This window comes from Vibrio sp. SCSIO 43086 (genome assembly GCF_051132235.1).
GTDB classification, from domain to species: Bacteria; Pseudomonadota; Gammaproteobacteria; order Enterobacterales; family Vibrionaceae; genus Vibrio; species Vibrio diabolicus.
This window is the reverse complement of the sequence record NZ_CP072677.1, coordinates 3,188,927-3,208,232: the sequence shown is the minus strand read 5'-3', so window position 1 is coordinate 3,208,232 and position 19,306 is coordinate 3,188,927. Positions and strand designations below refer to the sequence as shown.

7 protein-coding genes, 4 tRNA genes, 4 rRNA genes and 1 pseudogene are annotated in these 19,306 nt (G+C 47.5%); 14 read left to right on the top strand and 2 right to left on the bottom strand.

Annotated elements, in window-relative coordinates; all coding sequences use genetic code 11:
* The first annotated feature begins 61 nt into the window (after positions 1–61).
* Positions 62–334 carry a nucleoid-associated protein HU-alpha gene (gene hupA / locus J8Z23_RS15205; protein WP_005382524.1) on the top strand — a complete coding sequence of 91 codons (273 nt, stop codon included), beginning with the start codon at positions 62–64 and terminating at the stop codon, positions 332–334.
* 39 nt (positions 335–373) lie between these two features.
* The gene (locus J8Z23_RS15200) at positions 374–1,072 is read left to right on the top strand and encodes a DUF1481 domain-containing protein (RefSeq protein ID WP_171058463.1); all 699 of its coding nucleotides are present in this window, start codon (positions 374–376) and stop codon (positions 1,070–1,072) included.
* Between the two features lie 82 nt (positions 1,073–1,154).
* Here J8Z23_RS15200 and purD read toward each other — a convergent pair whose 3' ends face one another.
* Both purD and purH read right to left on the bottom strand, forming a co-directional pair.
* Positions 1,155–2,444, bottom strand: a complete 1,290-nt coding sequence (gene purD, locus J8Z23_RS15195) for a phosphoribosylamine--glycine ligase (protein ID WP_434634154.1) — start codon at positions 2,442–2,444, stop codon at positions 1,155–1,157.
* A 294-nt stretch (positions 2,445–2,738) separates the two neighbouring features.
* Positions 2,739–4,331: a bifunctional phosphoribosylaminoimidazolecarboxamide formyltransferase/IMP cyclohydrolase gene (gene purH / locus J8Z23_RS15190; RefSeq protein ID WP_048625618.1), complete on the bottom strand. Its 1,593-nt coding sequence runs from the start codon at positions 4,329–4,331 to the stop codon at positions 2,739–2,741.
* Positions 4,332–4,596: 265 nt separating this feature from the next.
* Between purH and zntR the strand changes: the two genes are divergently transcribed.
* From zntR to J8Z23_RS15130, 12 genes and pseudogenes are all read left to right on the top strand, one after another.
* The gene (gene zntR / locus J8Z23_RS15185; RefSeq protein ID WP_005397290.1) at positions 4,597–4,995 is read left to right on the top strand and encodes a Zn(2+)-responsive transcriptional regulator; all 399 of its coding nucleotides are present in this window, start codon (positions 4,597–4,599) and stop codon (positions 4,993–4,995) included.
* Positions 4,996–5,158: 163 nt separating this feature from the next.
* The gene (gene cadC, locus J8Z23_RS15180; RefSeq protein WP_258645587.1) at positions 5,159–6,727 is read left to right on the top strand and encodes a lysine decarboxylation/transport transcriptional activator CadC; all 1,569 of its coding nucleotides are present in this window, start codon (positions 5,159–5,161) and stop codon (positions 6,725–6,727) included.
* Positions 6,728–7,424: 697 nt separating this feature from the next.
* Positions 7,425–8,767 (top strand): annotated as a pseudogene (gene cadB, locus J8Z23_RS15175) (cadaverine/lysine antiporter).
* 117 nt (positions 8,768–8,884) lie between these two features.
* Positions 8,885–11,020, top strand: coding sequence for a lysine decarboxylase CadA (locus J8Z23_RS15170; protein WP_408681184.1), 2,136 nt, complete (start codon positions 8,885–8,887; stop codon positions 11,018–11,020).
* Positions 11,021–11,837: 817 nt separating this feature from the next.
* Positions 11,838–13,390: ribosomal RNA gene (locus J8Z23_RS15165) — 16S ribosomal RNA — on the top strand.
* Positions 13,391–13,480: 90 nt separating this feature from the next.
* Positions 13,481–13,556: transfer RNA gene (locus tag J8Z23_RS15160), tRNA-Glu, on the top strand.
* A 287-nt stretch (positions 13,557–13,843) separates the two neighbouring features.
* A 23S ribosomal RNA gene (locus J8Z23_RS15155) occupies positions 13,844–16,733 on the top strand.
* Between the two features lie 164 nt (positions 16,734–16,897).
* Positions 16,898–17,014, top strand: a 5S ribosomal RNA gene (rrf, locus tag J8Z23_RS15150).
* A gap of 316 nt (positions 17,015–17,330) precedes the next feature.
* Positions 17,331–18,883 (top strand): 16S ribosomal RNA (locus tag J8Z23_RS15145).
* The 16S, 23S and 5S rRNA genes sit together here with 4 tRNA genes alongside, the layout of an rRNA operon.
* A 90-nt stretch (positions 18,884–18,973) precedes the next feature.
* A tRNA-Glu gene (locus J8Z23_RS15140) sits at positions 18,974–19,049 on the top strand.
* 2 nt (positions 19,050–19,051) lie between these two features.
* Positions 19,052–19,127: transfer RNA gene (locus tag J8Z23_RS15135), tRNA-Lys, on the top strand.
* 30 nt (positions 19,128–19,157) lie between these two features.
* Positions 19,158–19,233, top strand: a tRNA-Val gene (locus J8Z23_RS15130).
* Positions 19,234–19,306: the final 73 nt, after the last annotated feature.

Here is a 19,306-nt window from a genome sequence, read left to right as displayed (position 1 = left end):
AGATGGGGCATTTATGTTTTAGAGTGAGACGAATTCGATAACCTATGAGAAGGGAAACCTAATGAACAAGACCCAATTAATCGACTTTATCGCAGAGAAAGCAGACCTATCAAAAGCACAAGCAAAAGCTGCTCTTGAAGCGACTCTTGATGGTGTAACTGGTGCACTTAAAGAGGGTGACCAAGTTCAACTAATTGGTTTTGGTACATTCAAAGTAAACCACCGCGCTGCACGTACTGGTCGTAACCCTAAGACTGGTGACGAGATTCAAATCGCAGCAGCTAACGTACCTGCATTCGTAGCAGGTAAAGCGCTGAAAGAATCAGTAAACTAAGTTAGAATGCACCGAGGTATCCTGCCTCGGTGCAACTTCATGAAAAAACATCTACTCGCTTCACTTCTCTTATCTAGCTTTACCCTTTTTGGCTGTTCGTCGGTTGAAACTCCTAATTTAGAACAATTCACTCACTTCTCTGGCGGCAAAGTTGCTGGAGACGCAAGTAGCTTGTACTGGATGACCGAGAAACTCACTCGCGTGAGTACGGCTGCGGACTACGTAACGATGGGGGATAATGGCTGGTTTCAAAGTGACTACCGTTGGGATGAAGGTGAGCTTCGAGAGTTGATTCGAAAAGGTGAGCAAGCTGATACCAAGCAAGAGTTGGTGCCTTTTCAAATCCACATCCGTTTTAATAAAGATGGCGAAGCGGTTTACCAACAATATCGCGTTAATCGTAAAGTCTTACCACTTCAGCATGAACAATTAGAACGTTACAAGACAGAAGCGAATGATGTAGTGGCGTCGGTTAAGGCGCAGTCTCGTAACAGTCAGAGCCTCATTCAAGGTTATTGGAATGGCCAATCGTTTGAAACCTGCAAAGGTAGAGCGTTCTCGACACTCGAGTTTAATCAGACGTTGCCAAAATTTATTATCGAGCGTCTCTCATCTGTAGACAGTTACGTGGCTTTTGTCGGCAAGCAGTCACGAACTAAAGCAACGGTTGATGAACTGTTGATGCTCAATGATGATGACTTTGATTGTGTACCACGACCAGCATTACTCGCTGAGTAAGCTTGGTGAGACTTACTAACTGACAGAGTAATAAAAAAGGCGCTGAATGCGCCTTTTGTTTTTTAGCCAACTTAAGTTGTTTTTATTTTTCTTGCTCACGTGCAATCGCACGGTAGCCGATGTCACTGCGATGGAACATGCCGTCCCAACTGATCTGTTTTGCAAGCTCGTAAGCGCGTTGCTGCGCTTCTGATACGCTATTGCCAAGTGCGGTTGCACAAAGAACACGACCGCCGTTTGTTACGATGTTGCCATCTTTATTTTCTGTACCCGCGTGGAAGACTTTCTCGCCTTCAATTTCAACTTGAGGCAGACCAGAGATCACATCGCCTTTGTTGTACGCTGCTGGGTAACCACTGGCTGCGAGTACGATACCAATCGACGCACGTGGATCCCATTTTGATTCCACTTGATCCAGTTTTTGGTCAATCGCAGCCAAGCAAAGATCAACCAGATCCGATTCCATACGCATCATGATTGGTTGTGTCTCTGGATCACCGAAGCGGCAGTTGTACTCGATCACTTTCGGAGTGCCATCTTTGTCGATCATCAGACCCGCGTATAGGAAACCTGTGTATGGGTTACCTTCAGAAGCCATGCCACGTACCGTTGGGTAAATGACTTCTTCCATGATGCGGTTGTGAATTTCTGGTGTGACCACAGGAGCTGGCGAGTACGCGCCCATGCCACCAGTGTTAGGACCTGTATCTTTGTCACCTACGCGTTTGTGATCTTGGCTGGTGGCCATTGGCAGAACGTTCTCACCATCCACCATCACGATGAAGCTTGCTTCTTCACCATCGAGGAACTCTTCGATAACCACGCGGCTGCCTGCGTCACCAAATGCGTTGCCTGCTAGCATGTCTTTGATTGCGTCTTCGGCTTCTTCTAGCGTCATTGCCACAATCACGCCTTTACCAGCCGCAAGGCCGTCGGCTTTCACCACAATCGGCGCACCTTGCTCACGCACGTAAGCAAGCGCTGGTTCAATTTCTGTGAAGTTTGCGTAAGCACCGGTTGGGATTTGGTGACGAGCAAGGAAGTCTTTAGTAAACGCTTTAGAGCCTTCAAGCTGCGCTGCGGCTTGGGTAGGGCCAAAGATTGGTAAGCCCGCTTCGCGGAACGCATCAACCACACCAATAACCAATGGTGCTTCTGGGCCAACGATAGTCAGTTCAATTACCTTCTCTTTGGCGAAAGCAACAAGGCCAGCGATGTCTTCTACATCGATGTTTACGTTCTCTAGTTTTGGCTCTAGTGCCGTACCTGCGTTGCCTGGAGCAATGAAAATAGTCTCAACATTTGGGTTTTGCGCTGCTTTCCAGCCTAGCGCATGTTCACGACCGCCTGAACCAATGATAAGTACATTCATTTTATTTATCCTTTGATAGCTGCGCCATATTGCTAATCTCTGCGTCGAGCTTGCTCATTTATACTTATAAACTCCGCGAGCTCTCCTTGACCTTATCAATATGGCTTTGCTCTAAAATGAAAATTTCTAAAACTAAGAGTATTTCAAATTAGCTAAATTAAATAAGTCTTGCTCAAAGTAGTTGGTGATGTGGCTAGGCAGCAATTGAGCCCATCCCCGGGAGCATAGCTCGCTATGTGACCGGGGTGGGCGAAAGCAGCTAACGACGCCACAGTGCCAAATACGAAGAGGAAATTAGTGGCGGAAGTGACGCATACCCGTGAAGATCATCGCCATGCCGTGCTCATCTGCTGCTGCGATAACTTCGTCGTCACGCATAGAGCCACCTGGCTGAATTACGCACTTAATGCCGGCTTCTGCTGCGGCATCGATACCGTCGCGGAATGGGAAGAAAGCGTCAGATGCCATTACGCTACCGGCAACTTCTAAGCCTTCATCTGCGGCTTTGATGCCGGCAATTTTCGCTGAGTAAACGCGGCTCATTTGGCCTGCGCCTACACCGATAGTCATGTCGCCTTTCGCGTAAACGATCGCGTTAGATTTCACGTATTTCGCTACTTTCCAGCAGAATAGGGCGTCTTTTAGCTCTTCTTCTGTAGGTTGACGCTTAGAGACCACTTTAAGGTCATCCAGACTAACCATACCTTGGTCACGGTCTTGAACTAGCAGGCCGCCGTTAACGCGTTTAACGTCAAAGTCTGTTGTTTTAGTTGTCCACTCACCACACTCAAGTAGGCGAACGTTTTTCTTCGCTGCAACCACTTCAATCGCTTCCGCTGAAACAGAAGGTGCGATAATCACTTCAACGAATTGACGCTCAACGATAGCGCTAGCCGTTTTTGCATCTAGCTCTTGGTTGAATGCAATGATGCCGCCGAACGCTGACGTTGGGTCAGTTTGGTAAGCGCGGTTGTACGCTTCGAGGATGTCTTTACCTAGCGCAACGCCACATGGGTTGGCGTGTTTTACGATTACACATGCAGGTTCGTTGAACTCTTTCACACACTCAAGTGCTGCGTCCGTGTCTGCAATGTTGTTGTAAGAGAGGGCTTTACCTTGGATTTGGCGAGCAGTAGAAACAGACGCTTCTTGTGGGTTTGCTTCAACGTAGAATGCAGCTGCTTGGTGGCTGTTCTCACCGTAGCGCATGTCTTGCTTCTTCTCGAATTGCTGGTTGAAAGTACGTGGGAATTTAGACTCTTCATCACCTTCTTTGTTCTCACCGTAAGATGGAACCATAGTGCCGAAGTAGTTTGCGATCATGCCATCGTAAGCAGCAGTGTGCTCGAATGCTGCGATAGCAAGGTCGAAACGAGTCTCTAGTGTTAGAGATTTCTCGTTCGCGTCCATTTCAGCGATAACGCGATCGTAATCATGAGCGTTCACAACGATAGTCACGTCTTTGTGATTTTTCGCTGCAGAGCGAACCATCGTTGGGCCGCCGATATCGATGTTTTCAACCGCGTCAGCTAGTGTACAGCCTTCTTTTGCAACGGTTTCTGCGAATGGGTATAGGTTAACAACGACCATGTCGATTGGATTGATGCCATGTTTTGCCATCACGTCGTCATCTTGACCACGACGACCAAGCACACCACCGTGAACTTTCGGGTGAAGCGTTTTAACGCGGCCGTCCATCATTTCTGGGAAACCTGTGTAGTCAGAGACTTCTGTTACTGCGATGCCTTGTTCGGCAAGTAGGCGTGCTGTACCACCAGTAGATAGGATATCGACACCGCGCTCAGCAAGAGCTTGTGCAAACTCAACAATACCTGTTTTGTCTGATACGCTGATAAGCGCACGGCGAATAGGACGAGCGTTATTCATGCTTCCATTTTCCTCAAATTCACGGAGTTAAAGATGTTTGCCAAAAATGAACTTGTTTTTACCTCTTGGGGTAAAATATTGGCCAGTTTTGGTAAAGACCTTTGCCGGATGTTTTCTGGTTAGAAAACAGTCTCCACATTTGATGGCGCGTATTCTAACCAATTTATTACAAAAAAGCTCGCGCAATCGTTTGGCATCTCAAAAATAATTGTGAAAAAGAGGTTCTTTAGCTTTAAAAGTAACGAGATAGTTAATAGGGAAAGTTATGTTTCAGATAGGTGAACTGGCAAAACGTTGTGGTGTGACGGCAGATACGCTGCGTTTTTATGAGAAAAACGCGCTGATAAAGCCCGCAGGTCGAAGTGAATCAGGTTATCGTCTCTATAATGAAGAGAATCAAAAGCAGGTACACTTCATCCTTAAAGGTAAAGAGCTGGGCCTGAGCCTGGATGAGATTAAAGAGCTACTAGAAATCAAACTAGAAGCAACAGAACACAGCTGTGCAGAGGTTAAAGCTATTACTTCTGCTAAGTTAGAGCTGATTGATGGAAAAATTAACGAGCTAACGAAAATTCGTCGAGCTTTGAAGAAGATCAATGATGCTTGCTGCGGTCATACGGACGATGATGCTACTCATTGTTCTATCCTTGCAGCACTTGAGTAGTCTCATTTCTGCATCACTTAACTTAAGTTTGCATTTTTGGCGGCTTGCTTTTCTAGGTGCACGCCGTTTTCCCACCTATAATCTCGCCTTTAGTTACCTGTAGGAATTGACCATTGTTTGATTCCTGCCGTAGCGCTGTCTGTAGATACGAGAGTTTTCATACATGGTTGGAGTCTATTTTCAAATCAATGACTGGGTTTTAAGCGTTGATGAAAATAAGCTGTATCGACAAGATAGGGAAGTTACTGTTGAGCCACGCTTAATTAATCTTCTGCATTTCCTAGCGGAGCATGCGAATGAGGTGTTCAATCGTGAGGAATTGATCCAATACGTTTGGGCAGGGGCGATTGTGACCGATCAAGTGGTGACTCAGTCCATTTTTGAGTTACGTAAATTACTGCGTGACGGTCGGGAAGAAAATACCAGCTACGTCATTACAGTGCCGAAACGTGGTTACAAGCTGGTGGCGAATGTGACCCCAATGACACTCGAGGAATTCCTCGCAAGTCGTCATTGTGATTCAGAAAGTCTTCCTCCTATTGTTGATGAACCAGAAGAAGAGACTCCACCTATCGCACCTGCCGTCACCTTTCCTGCAGGCCCTCTGACTCGCGCGGTCTGTGAGATGTCTAAAGAGAAAAAGGCCCCTCCGAAAAAAAATAAAATCAGTCCGTGGCGCCTGGGGATCATGAACTTCATCTGGATCAGTGTTTTGGTTGTGGTGATGGGTGTGTTTACCTACAAGCAATCGGAAGTGCGTATTACTCAAGCCATCGATACTCACCTTATCGAATTCAAGTTTCAAGATAACTTCACGAGCGAAGGGTTAAGCTACGACTTGGCAGACGGGTTTGCCCAAAAGTTGATGTCCGACATTGCTCAAGTGAGCGATTACCGAGTCATGCTAAAGAAGACGTCGTTTACTTCGGGTATTGTGCCGGGCAAATCGGTTGTGGTGCGGGTTCGTGAAAATGAGGGTGGCAGCTTTTTAGAGGTGGAATATCGGAATAACTCATCTGAAAAGGTGTTGTTTAGTCGTCAATACGCGTTAACCAGCAGCCATTTAAAGACAGTGCTTCAACAAGCGTCGTTAGACTTGATGCAAGTCCTGAAAGTACCGGATGCCAAGCTGAAATCCACGATGCTGGTGGCGGGAATGCCAATTAACCCAGATGCTTTGGAGCTGTTTGTTCAAGCTAACCATTATCTCAATGTCTCGGATGCCAAGCAGTTTCGCCAAGGCGTCAACTTGATGGAAAACATTTTAGAAATTGAGCCAGATAACGCTTACGTTCAGGCAGAGTTATTAATTGCTTACCACGTGCAGAAGGTGCTCGATTTTTCACAGGAGTTGAAGAAAGGGCGAGTGCAGCAGTTGAGTGACGCACTAGAAACTAACGTGAAAATGATGGTTGGGCCAATTCAACCGCGAATTTATGAAGCTTTAGCCCTGCACGAAACCATCATTGGTGACATGGCTTCAGCCAAGCAGCATCTTGGGCAGGCTTTGAGGTTACGTGATTCGGTGCTTTCTTATCTGATTCGTGGTAAGCACGCTGAATTGGATGGTGATCTGGATTTGGCCAGTGAGTCTTACAGCGAAGCTTTCTATATTGATACGTCGGTTGAGACGTACCTGCTGTGCGAAAACTTGGTCTTCCCAAGTAACATGAAGGCGATTGATTACGCCATGTATCGCGCCGTTCACCCTTCTGTCGTTCGAATGCTTTAATTCTCTCGCACTCTACGTCAGTTTAATACTAGCCCCTCATTTCGGTGAGGGGCTTTTTTGTAGCTGTCGAAAAGTGAAAAGGGTGGGCGGTGGGGTAATGACTTACGAAGGAGCTAACAACGCAAGCTTGCAACGGGAAGACATATCCGGTTTTCTTCTCTATCTCTATCTCTATCTCTATCTCTATCTCTATCTCTATCTCTATCTCTATCTCTATCTCTATTGATTGTATGGAGTGTCTGGCTGAGTTATGTGGCGAGAATGATTCTGATGCTTTCTTGCAGGCGAGATGAATATTGATGTGGGTCAAAAAGCGCGATCAGGGAGAGATTTATGGAATCAACAGTTCAGGGAATTAACCCTTCGGGATGGGGAAGTTGATAGAGGTTGATAACTTTTATCGCGATTACCAACGAGTTGATGAGAGTTTATCTGTCGGTAGAAGGTTTGATGTTTTTCTTATAACTGCATGAATAATATGGCTTTATATTTTTGTGTTTATCATGTTTATCTCAACTTGATGTTGATTAACTAATCATTTTATTGATAACGCCAAGTTTATTTTTTTCCCGATTTTTGGGCGTAGTCTTCACTTCGAAATTTAGCGAGGTCGAGCAGGTATCTACTTCATAGCATCTCGCTAATAACCGTTCAGTTTGAGTCACGTTGACTTGAGTAGAATAGATTTGGAGATGTTATGTCATCGAATGCGAAAAAAATCGGCCTAATTGCCTGTACGGGTGTAGTCGCCGGTAACATGATGGGTAGTGGTATTGCACTGTTACCTTCTAGCCTCGCTTCAGTAGGCTCTGTTTCAATTTTCAGCTGGCTGATCTGTTTGATCGGTGCACTGAGCCTTGCGTTTGTTTACGCTCGTCTGGCAACCAAAAACCCTCAAGAAGGTGGTCCTATCGCTTATGCGGGCGAAGTTTCCCCAGCTTTGGTTTCCAAACGGGCGTGCTTTATTACCACGCGAACTGGATTGGTAACCTAGCTATTGCTATTACAGGTGTTTCTTACCTTTCAGTATTCTTCCCTGTGCTTAATGACCCAATCCCAGCAGGTATTGCGACGATTGCATCGGTATGGATATTCACTTTCGTCAACCTACTTGGTGGTAGCTGGGTAAGCCGTCTATGTACGCTTGGTCTTGTTCTAATCCTAATTCCAGTTGTTGGTACCGCTCTATTTGGTTGGACGCACTTCGACACTGCGCTATACAGCCAAAACTGGAACGTATCTGCGGGTACTGATAGCCATGCGATTGTGACTGCGGTCCTTATCTGTCTATGGTCATTCGTTGGTGTGGAATCAGCAGCAGTATCGACAGGTATGGTAGAAAACCCTAAACGTACTGTACCGCTAGCAACCATGCTGGGTACTGGTATCGCAGGTGTGATTTACATCCTATCAACTCAAATGATCAGCGGCATGTTCCCTGCTTCTGAAGTTGCGGCATCAGGTGCGCCATTTGCATTGGCAACCACTGAGCTATTCGGTAGCTGGACAGCACCATTCGTATCAGCATTCACAGCACTAGCATGTTTCACTTCGCTAGGTTCTTGGATGATGCTGGTGGGCGAGGCTGGTAAACGTGCAGCAAGCGATGGCAACTTCCCTAAAATCTACGGCGAAACTGACAAAAACGGTGTGCCTAAGAAAGGTCTAATTCTTGCGTCAATCAAGATGACAGCATTAATGGTTGTACTGATGTTCTTCAGCTCTAAAACAGCACACGCATCAGACCTGTTCAACCAGCTAACGACTGATGCAGTTCTACTAACTATGCTGCCTTACTTCTACTCAAGCATTAACTTGATTCGCTTCGAAGGTATGACAACACGCAACGGCTTCGTAATGCTGTTCTCTGGTGTGGCTTGTCTGTTCTGCTTCATCGCACTAGCGGGTGCAGAAGGCGGTACGCTCACAGCAACCTTCATCGTGTCTCTCGTTATCTTGATGTTCTACAGCAAAAAAGCAGGTCTTGCTCAGTACGTGAAAATGCACGCTGACGATATGCCTGCCCAAGCAAGCAACTAATCCCCAAACGCTGGCACTTCGGTGCCTGCCCATAAAACCCAAATTCACGCGGCGCTCACCTTTACTCATTGCCTGTAAATGGCAAAGAGCGCCCTCATTCGCCTTGGAGATGTCCAAATGAATATATTCGCTATCTTGAACCACATGGGTGTGTTCTTTAAAGAAGAGCCAGTTCGTCAACTTCACGCTGCTCTTGAGAAAGCGGGCTACGAAGTGGTTTACCCAGTAGATGATAAAGACTTGATCAAAATGATTGAGATGAACCCACGCATTTGCGGTGTGCTGTTCGACTGGGATAAATACTCACTAGAGCTATGTGAACGTATCAGTCAAATCAACGAAAAACTGCCTGTTCACGCATTCGCTAACGAACAGTCTACTCTAGACATTTCACTAACAGACCTACGTCTAAACGTGAGCTTCTTCGAGTACGCTTTAGGTATGGCTGACGACATCGCTATCAAAATCAACCAAGCGACTGAGGCATACAAAGATGCCATCATGCCTCCATTCACTAAAGCGCTATTCAAATACGTAGAAGAAGGTAAATACACCTTCTGTACTCCAGGTCACATGGGTGGTACTGCATTCCAGAAAAGCCCTGCTGGTAGTATCTTCTACGATTTTTACGGTCCAAACACATTTAAAGCGGACGTATCAATCTCAATGCCGGAGTTAGGTTCTCTACTAGACCACTCAGGTCCACATAAAGATGCAGAAGAATACATCGCACGTACATTCAATGCAGACAGCTCTTACATCGTAACGAACGGTACGTCTACATCGAACAAAATCGTAGGTATGTACTCAGCGCCTGCGGGCAGCACAGTACTGATTGACCGTAACTGTCACAAATCTCTGACTCACCTAATGATGATGAGTGACGTTACTCCAATCTACTTCCGCCCAACCCGTAACGCATACGGCATCCTTGGTGGTATTCCACAAAGCGAATTCAGCCGCGATGTCATTGCAGAGAAAGTGGCGAAAACACCAGGTGCAACAGCGCCAAGTTACGCAGTAGTGACTAACTCAACTTACGATGGTCTGTTGTACAACACACAATTCATCAAAGAGTCGCTAGACTGTAAACACATCCACTTCGACAGTGCTTGGGTGCCTTACACTAACTTCAACCCAATTTACGAAGGTAAATGTGGTATGAGTGGTGAAGCGATGCCAGGCAAAGTGTTCTACGAAACACAATCAACACACAAACTGTTGGCAGCGTTCTCACAAGCTTCAATGATTCACGTGAAAGGTGACTTTGATAAAGAATCTTTCAACGAAGCATTCATGATGCACACTTCAACTTCACCTCAGTACGGCATTGTTGCTTCTACTGAAACTGCAGCGGCAATGATGCGCGGCAACACTGGTAAGAAGTTGATGCAAGACTCTATCGATCGCGCAATTCGCTTCCGTAAAGAGATCAAACGCCTAGAAGCAGAAAGTGACAGCTGGTTTTTCGATGTATGGCAACCAGAAAACATCGATACCACAGAATGTTGGAAACTAGACCCTAGCGATACATGGCACGGCTTCAAGAACATGGATGACAACCACATGTATCTTGACCCAATCAAAGTAACGCTACTGACTCCGGGGATGAATAAAGAAGGCGAACTAGAAGAGTCAGGTATTCCTGCTTCGCTGGTGGCTAAATTCCTAGACGAGCGCGGCATCGTGGTTGAGAAAACAGGCCCATACAACTTGTTGTTCCTATTCTCAATCGGTATCGACAAATCAAAAGCAATGCAATTGCTACGCGGTCTGACTGAATTTAAACGTGGCTATGACTTGAACCTAACCATCAAGAGCTTCCTACCTTCACTATATAACGAAGACCCAAGCTTCTATGAAGGCATGCGCGTTCAAGAACTAGCACAAGCAATTCACGACCTAACTAAGAAATACAATCTACCAGAGCTAATGTACAAAGCGTTCGATGTACTTCCAGAAATGAAAGTAACACCACACGCAGCATGGCAAGAAGAGCTTCGCGGTAACGTAGAAGAAATCAAACTGGAAGAAATGGTTGGCCGCGTAAGTGCGAACATGATCCTTCCTTACCCTCCAGGTGTGCCACTAGTACTTCCTGGTGAAATGGTGACTCAAGAGTCTCGCCCTGTGCTGGAGTTCCTAGAGATGCTTTGTGAAATCGGTGCGCATTACCCAGGTTTCGAAACCGACATCCACGGTCTGTACCAACAAAAAGATGGTAGCTACACCGTAAAAGTATTGAAGAACTAAGTTCCTCTCGAAGATGACGCCATTGGGAATGCAAGCATGCTCCACTCTTACGAGCTCAATGTGTCATCGAACAACCACGACATTTAGATATACCCCTAGCTAATCTGTCGTAAAAGAGAAGGGCAAGGATGCTCTGATCTTTTCTTCTATACAGAAGAAGCAATTTCCAAGACTTCACCTGAAGTATCCCAAGTAAAAAGCAAAGACCAAAGAGCAGTTCGTCATCGTTCTGCTCTTTTTTTTCGTCTTTATATAGGTAGAAAGAGAAAAAAGAACCAAGAGAGATAAGATCAGCGATCGAAATTACCAAGAAATCGGCGGTCTTTTAATGCAGAAGTCAGGTGTTTCATCATGAAAAGATCCTCTACAACCCGGAATATTAGACAAGATCGTTGAGTATCTATGCGGAGTGCTCGTTATTTGTTCGGTTGAGAGTTTTTTTGCAAAAAACGCTTGTACTAATTTATCAACTCCCTATACTGCGCATCCACCGACACGGAGTGAGACGAAAGTCACACAGCGAGTCGGGAGTGAGAGAAAAAGAAATTTGAAAAAATGCTTGACTCTCTCACGGTGCGGAGTAAGATACGCACCCCTAACGACGAGCAACTAAGTTGCTGGATAAGTTAGAAAAGCTCTTTAACAATATAGACCTATCAATCTGTGTGGGCACTCGTTGATGATAATCCAATTAGATACTTCGGTATCAAATTAGGTTTCAATGAAACGAAGTGACCATTGAATCGAAAGATTCAGCACAGTCAATTCAAACATTACTTATGTAATGTTCAGTATTCATTGAGCCGAACAAAATCTTAAATTGAAGAGTTTGATCATGGCTCAGATTGAACGCTGGCGGCAGGCTTAACACATGCAAGTCGAGCGGAAACGAGTTATCTGAACCTTCGGGGAACGATAACGGCGTCGAGCGGCGGACGGGTGAGTAATGCCTAGGAAATTGCCCTGATGTGGGGGATAACCATTGGAAACGATGGCTAATACCGCATGATGCCTACGGGCCAAAGAGGGGGACCTTCGGGCCTCTCGCGTCAGGATATGCCTAGGTGGGATTAGCTAGTTGGTGAGGTAAGGGCTCACCAAGGCGACGATCCCTAGCTGGTCTGAGAGGATGATCAGCCACACTGGAACTGAGACACGGTCCAGACTCCTACGGGAGGCAGCAGTGGGGAATATTGCACAATGGGCGCAAGCCTGATGCAGCCATGCCGCGTGTATGAAGAAGGCCTTCGGGTTGTAAAGTACTTTCAGTCGTGAGGAAGGTAGTGTAGTTAATAGCTGCATTATTTGACGTTAGCGACAGAAGAAGCACCGGCTAACTCCGTGCCAGCAGCCGCGGTAATACGGAGGGTGCGAGCGTTAATCGGAATTACTGGGCGTAAAGCGCATGCAGGTGGTTTGTTAAGTCAGATGTGAAAGCCCGGGGCTCAACCTCGGAATAGCATTTGAAACTGGCAGACTAGAGTACTGTAGAGGGGGGTAGAATTTCAGGTGTAGCGGTGAAATGCGTAGAGATCTGAAGGAATACCGGTGGCGAAGGCGGCCCCCTGGACAGATACTGACACTCAGATGCGAAAGCGTGGGGAGCAAACAGGATTAGATACCCTGGTAGTCCACGCCGTAAACGATGTCTACTTGGAGGTTGTGGCCTTGAGCCGTGGCTTTCGGAGCTAACGCGTTAAGTAGACCGCCTGGGGAGTACGGTCGCAAGATTAAAACTCAAATGAATTGACGGGGGCCCGCACAAGCGGTGGAGCATGTGGTTTAATTCGATGCAACGCGAAGAACCTTACCTACTCTTGACATCCAGAGAACTTTCCAGAGATGGATTGGTGCCTTCGGGAACTCTGAGACAGGTGCTGCATGGCTGTCGTCAGCTCGTGTTGTGAAATGTTGGGTTAAGTCCCGCAACGAGCGCAACCCTTATCCTTGTTTGCCAGCGAGTAATGTCGGGAACTCCAGGGAGACTGCCGGTGATAAACCGGAGGAAGGTGGGGACGACGTCAAGTCATCATGGCCCTTACGAGTAGGGCTACACACGTGCTACAATGGCGCATACAGAGGGCGGCCAACTTGCGAAAGTGAGCGAATCCCAAAAAGTGCGTCGTAGTCCGGATTGGAGTCTGCAACTCGACTCCATGAAGTCGGAATCGCTAGTAATCGTGGATCAGAATGCCACGGTGAATACGTTCCCGGGCCTTGTACACACCGCCCGTCACACCATGGGAGTGGGCTGCAAAAGAAGTAGGTAGTTTAACCTTCGGGGGGACGCTTACCACTTTGTGGTTCATGACTGGGGTGAAGTCGTAACAAGGTAGCGCTAGGGGAACCTGGCGCTGGATCACCTCCTTATACGATGATTATTGCGATGAGTGTCCACACAGATTGATATGGTTTATGAAGTTTAAGAGATAGAACATCCCCCAAGATGTTCAACTTAGTGTCCCGTTCGTCTAGAGGCCTAGGACACCGCCCTTTCACGGCGGTAACAGGGGTTCGACTCCCCTACGGGATACCATCTTTAAGCGCATTAGCGATAGTGCTTTTAAAAATGGTTACTTCATTAGAAGTGATTAGCTCTTTAACAATTTGGAAAGCTGACAAAACAAACTTTATGTTTGTTTGTAAAGTTCTCAAAGTATTCATGTATTTGAATACAACTAAAAACACATTCAAGTGTTCTTGGGTTTTGCGAAAGCAAAACATATTTGAGTCCGGCAAAATCGAAATGTCTCTCGCTCATTCAAATAATGAGAGACAACTTTGGTGATTTGAACATCAACTCGAAACTCCTTCGGGTTGTATGGTTAAGTGACTAAGCGTACACGGTGGATGCCTTGGCAGTCAGAGGCGATGAAGGACGTATTAACTTGCGATAAGCCCAGATTAGGTAGTAAAAACCACTTGAGTCTGGGATTTCCGAATGGGGAAACCCACTTACATAAGTAAGTATCGTTATGTGAATACATAGCATAACGAGGCGAACCGGGGGAACTGAAACATCTAAGTACCCCGAGGAAAAGAAATCAACCGAGATTCCGAAAGTAGCGGCGAGCGAAATTGGACTAGCCCTTAAGCTTTATAGGCGTTAGGTGAACAAGCTGGAAAGCTTGGCGATACAGGGTGATAGCCCCGTAACTGACGACGCATATTCAGTGAAATCGAGTAGGGCGGGACACGTGATATCCTGTCTGAATATGGGGGGACCATCCTCCAAGGCTAAATACTACTGACTGACCGATAGTGAACCAGTACCGTGAGGGAAAGGCGAAAAGAACCCCTGTGAGGGGAGTGAAATAGAACCTGAAACCGTGTACGTACAAGCAGTAGGAGCAGGCTTGTCCTGTGACTGCGTACCTTTTGTATAATGGGTCAGCGACTTATATTCAGTGGCAAGGTTAACCATCTAGGGGAGCCGTAGGGAAACCGAGTCTTAACTGGGCGTTCAGTCTCTGGATATAGACCCGAAACCAGGTGATCTAGCCATGGGCAGGTTGAAGGTTGAGTAACATCAACTGGAGGACCGAACCGACTAATGTTGAAAAATTAGCGGATGACTTGTGGCTAGGGGTGAAAGGCCAATCAAACCTGGAGATAGCTGGTTCTCCCCGAAAGCTATTTAGGTAGCGCCTCGGACGAATACTACTGGGGGTAGAGCACTGTTAAGGCTAGGGGGTCATCCCGACTTACCAACCCTTTGCAAACTCCGAATACCAGTAAGTACTATCCGGGAGACACACGGCGGGTGCTAACGTCCGTCGTGGAGAGGGAAACAACCCAGACCGCCAGCTAAGGTCCCAAATTACTACTAAGTGGGAAACGATGTGGGAAGGCTCAGACAGCCAGGATGTTGGCTTAGAAGCAGCCATCATTTAAAGAAAGCGTAATAGCTCACTGGTCGAGTCGGCCTGCGCGGAAGATGTAACGGGGCTAAGTAGTAAACCGAAGCTGCGGCAATGTGCTTTTGCACATTGGGTAGGGGAGCGTTCTGTAAGCGGTTGAAGGTGTGTGGTAACGCATGCTGGACGTATCAGAAGTGCGAATGCTGACATGAGTAACGATAAAGGGGGTGAAAAACCTCCTCGCCGGAAGACCAAGGGTTCCTGTCCAACGTTAATCGGGGCAGGGTAAGTCGACCCCTAAGGCGAGGCCGAAAGGCGTAGTCGATGGGAAACGGGTTAATATTCCCGTACTTCTTACAATTGCGATGGGGGGACGGAGAAGGCTAGGTGGGCCTGGCGACGGTTGTCCAGGTTCAAGTGCGTAGGCTTAAGAGTTAGGTAAATCCGGCTCTTTCTAAGGCTGAGACACGACGTCGAGCATCTACGGATGTGAAGTCATTGATGCCATGCTTCCAGGAAAAGCCTCTAAGCTTCAGATTGTAAGGAATCGTACCCCAAACCGACACAGGTGGTCGGGTAGAGAATACCAAGGCGCTTGAGAGAACTCGGGTGAAGGAACTAGGCAAAATGGTACCGTAACTTCGGGAGAAGGTACGCTCTCGACGGTGAAGTCCCTCGCGGATGGAGCTATTGAGAGTCGCAGATACCAGGTGGCTGCAACTGTTTATTAAAAACACAGCACTGTGCAAAATCGCAAGATGACGTATACGGTGTGACGCCTGCCCGGTGCCGGAAGGTTAATTGATGGGGTTAGACTTCGGTCGAAGCTCTTGATCGAAGCCCCGGTAAACGGCGGCCGTAACTATAACGGTCCTAAGGTAGCGAAATTCCTTGTCGGGTAAGTTCCGACCTGCACGAATGGCGTAATGATGGCCACGCTGTCTCCACCCGAGACTCAGTGAAATTGAAATCGCTGTGAAGATGCAGTGTACCCGCGGCTAGACGGAAAGACCCCGTGAACCTTTACTACAGCTTGGCACTGAACATTGACCCTACATGTGTAGGATAGGTGGGAGGCTTTGAAGCGCAGTCGCTAGATTGCGTGGAGCCGTCCTTGAAATACCACCCTTGTAGTGTTGATGTTCTAACGTCGACCCCTTATCGGGGTTGCGGACAGTGCCTGGTGGGTAGTTTGACTGGGGCGGTCTCCTCCCAAAGCGTAACGGAGGAGCACGAAGGTGGGCTAATCACGGTTGGACATCGTGAGGTTAGTGCAATGGCATAAGCCCGCTTGACTGCGAGAATGACAATTCGAGCAGGTGCGAAAGCAGGTCATAGTGATCCGGTGGTTCTGAATGGAAGGGCCATCGCTCAACGGATAAAAGGTACTCCGGGGATAACAGGCTGATACCGCCCAAGAGTTCATATCGACGGCGGTGTTTGGCACCTCGATGTCGGCTCATCACATCCTGGGGCTGAAGTCGGTCCCAAGGGTATGGCTGTTCGCCATTTAAAGTGGTACGCGAGCTGGGTTTAGAACGTCGTGAGACAGTTCGGTCCCTATCTGCCGTGGGCGTTGGAGAATTGAAAGGGGCTGCTCCTAGTACGAGAGGACCGGAGTGGACGAACCTCTGGTGTTCGGGTTGTGTCGCCAGACGCATTGCCCGGTAGCTAAGTTCGGGATCGATAACCGCTGAAAGCATCTAAGCGGGAAGCGAGCCTTGAGATGAGTTCTCCCTGATACTTTAAGTATCCTAAAGGGTTGTCGTAGACTACGACGTTGATAGGCAGGGTGTGTAAGCGTTGTGAGGCGTTGAGCTAACCTGTACTAATTGCCCGTGAGGCTTAACCATACAACACCCAAGGGGTTTTGATGGACTCAATGAAAGAACATTGAATGTGTAGTAACGAGAATTAAGAAACAGCTTTCCGAATTATTCGATTTGCAAGCAAATCTCACCCTAAAGGGCCGCACTAAAGTGCGTTTGAATTTGCGAGCAAATTGATAAAGAATTTGCTTGGCGACCATAGCGTTTTGGACCCACCTGATTTCCATGCCGAACTCAGAAGTGAAACGAAATAGCGCCGATGGTAGTGTGGGGCTTCCCCATGTGAGAGTAGGACATCGCCAGGCTTTATTTTGCACTTGCTTAAGATTTAAGCAAGTCACCATAAAGTTCTAATCTTTTTAGAGTTTTATGTTGACTTTCAAAGTGGAAAGCGTATTATACGCACCTCGCTTAAGTGCTAAGGCACTGAAAGCCAAGCTCTTTAACAATATAGACCTATCAATCTGTGTGGGCACTCGTTGATGATAATCCAATTAGAAACTTCGGTTTCAAATTAGGTTTCAATGAAACGAAGTGACCATTGAATCTTCGGATTCAGCACAGTCAATTCAAACATTACTTTATGTAATGTTCAGTATTCATTGAGCCGAACAAAATCTTAAATTGAAGAGTTTGATCATGGCTCAGATTGAACGCTGGCGGCAGGCCTAACACATGCAAGTCGAGCGGAAACGAGTTATCTGAACCTTCGGGGAACGATAACGGCGTCGAGCGGCGGACGGGTGAGTAATGCCTAGGAAATTGCCCTGATGTGGGGGATAACCATTGGAAACGATGGCTAATACCGCATGATGCCTACGGGCCAAAGAGGGGGACCTTCGGGCCTCTCGCGTCAGGATATGCCTAGGTGGGATTAGCTAGTTGGTGAGGTAAGGGCTCACCAAGGCGACGATCCCTAGCTGGTCTGAGAGGATGATCAGCCACACTGGAACTGAGACACGGTCCAGACTCCTACGGGAGGCAGCAGTGGGGAATATTGCACAATGGGCGCAAGCCTGATGCAGCCATGCCGCGTGTATGAAGAAGGCCTTCGGGTTGTAAAGTACTTTCAGTCGTGAGGAAGGCGTTGTCGTTAATAGCGGCATCGTTTGACGTTAGCGACAGAAGAAGCACCGGCTAACTCCGTGCCAGCAGCCGCGGTAATACGGAGGGTGCGAGCGTTAATCGGAATTACTGGGCGTAAAGCGCATGCAGGTGGTTTGTTAAGTCAGATGTGAAAGCCCGGGGCTCAACCTCGGAATAGCATTTGAAACTGGCAGACTAGAGTACTGTAGAGGGGGGTAGAATTTCAGGTGTAGCGGTGAAATGCGTAGAGATCTGAAGGAATACCGGTGGCGAAGGCGGCCCCCTGGACAGATACTGACACTCAGATGCGAAAGCGTGGGGAGCAAACAGGATTAGATACCCTGGTAGTCCACGCCGTAAACGATGTCTACTTGGAGGTTGTGGCCTTGAGCCGTGGCTTTCGGAGCTAACGCGTTAAGTAGACCGCCTGGGGAGTACGGTCGCAAGATTAAAACTCAAATGAATTGACGGGGGCCCGCACAAGCGGTGGAGCATGTGGTTTAATTCGATGCAACGCGAAGAACCTTACCTACTCTTGACATCCAGAGAACTTTCCAGAGATGGATTGGTGCCTTCGGGAACTCTGAGACAGGTGCTGCATGGCTGTCGTCAGCTCGTGTTGTGAAATGTTGGGTTAAGTCCCGCAACGAGCGCAACCCTTATCCTTGTTTGCCAGCGAGTAATGTCGGGAACTCCAGGGAGACTGCCGGTGATAAACCGGAGGAAGGTGGGGACGACGTCAAGTCATCATGGCCCTTACGAGTAGGGCTACACACGTGCTACAATGGCGCATACAGAGGGCGGCCAACTTGCGAGAGTGAGCGAATCCCAAAAAGTGCGTCGTAGTCCGGATTGGAGTCTGCAACTCGACTCCATGAAGTCGGAATCGCTAGTAATCGTGGATCAGAATGCCACGGTGAATACGTTCCCGGGCCTTGTACACACCGCCCGTCACACCATGGGAGTGGGCTGCAAAAGAAGTAGGTAGTTTAACCTTCGGGGGGACGCTTACCACTTTGTGGTTCATGACTGGGGTGAAGTCGTAACAAGGTAGCGCTAGGGGAACCTGGCGCTGGATCACCTCCTTATACGATGATTATTGCGATGAGTGTTCACACAGATTGATATGGTTTATGAAGTTTAAGAGATAGAACATCCCCCAAGATGTTCAACTTAGTGTCCCGTTCGTCTAGAGGCCTAGGACACCGCCCTTTCACGGCGGTAACAGGGGTTCGACTCCCCTACGGGATACCATTGGGTCGTTAGCTCAGTTGGTAGAGCAGTTGACTTTTAATCAATTGGTCGCAGGTTCGAATCCTGCACGACCCACCATTCTTCTCCACGAAGAATTAAAACTTATGTGGGCGATTAGCTCAGTTGGGAGAGCACCTGCCTTACAAGCAGGGGGTCACTGGTTCGAGCCCGGTATCGCCCACCATTCTCTAAGTATTTTTGGAATAAAACATCCAAACCAGAACAAGCAATTGATACTGGTTGGCATTTTTGACTCT

Coding starts and splice junctions, on each gene's coding strand:
- purH (WP_048625618.1), bottom strand. CDS start 4,331: ATGAATAACGCTCGTCCTATTCGCCGTGCGCTTATCAGCGTATCAGAC.
- J8Z23_RS15170 (WP_408681184.1), top strand. CDS start 8,885: ATGAATATATTCGCTATCTTGAACCACATGGGTGTGTTCTTTAAAGAA.
- hupA (WP_005382524.1), top strand. CDS start 62: ATGAACAAGACCCAATTAATCGACTTTATCGCAGAGAAAGCAGACCTA.
- zntR (WP_005397290.1), top strand. CDS start 4,597: ATGTTTCAGATAGGTGAACTGGCAAAACGTTGTGGTGTGACGGCAGAT.
- cadC (WP_258645587.1), top strand. CDS start 5,159: ATGGTTGGAGTCTATTTTCAAATCAATGACTGGGTTTTAAGCGTTGAT.
- purD (WP_434634154.1), bottom strand. CDS start 2,444: ATGAATGTACTTATCATTGGTTCAGGCGGTCGTGAACATGCGCTAGGC.
- J8Z23_RS15200 (WP_171058463.1), top strand. CDS start 374: ATGAAAAAACATCTACTCGCTTCACTTCTCTTATCTAGCTTTACCCTT.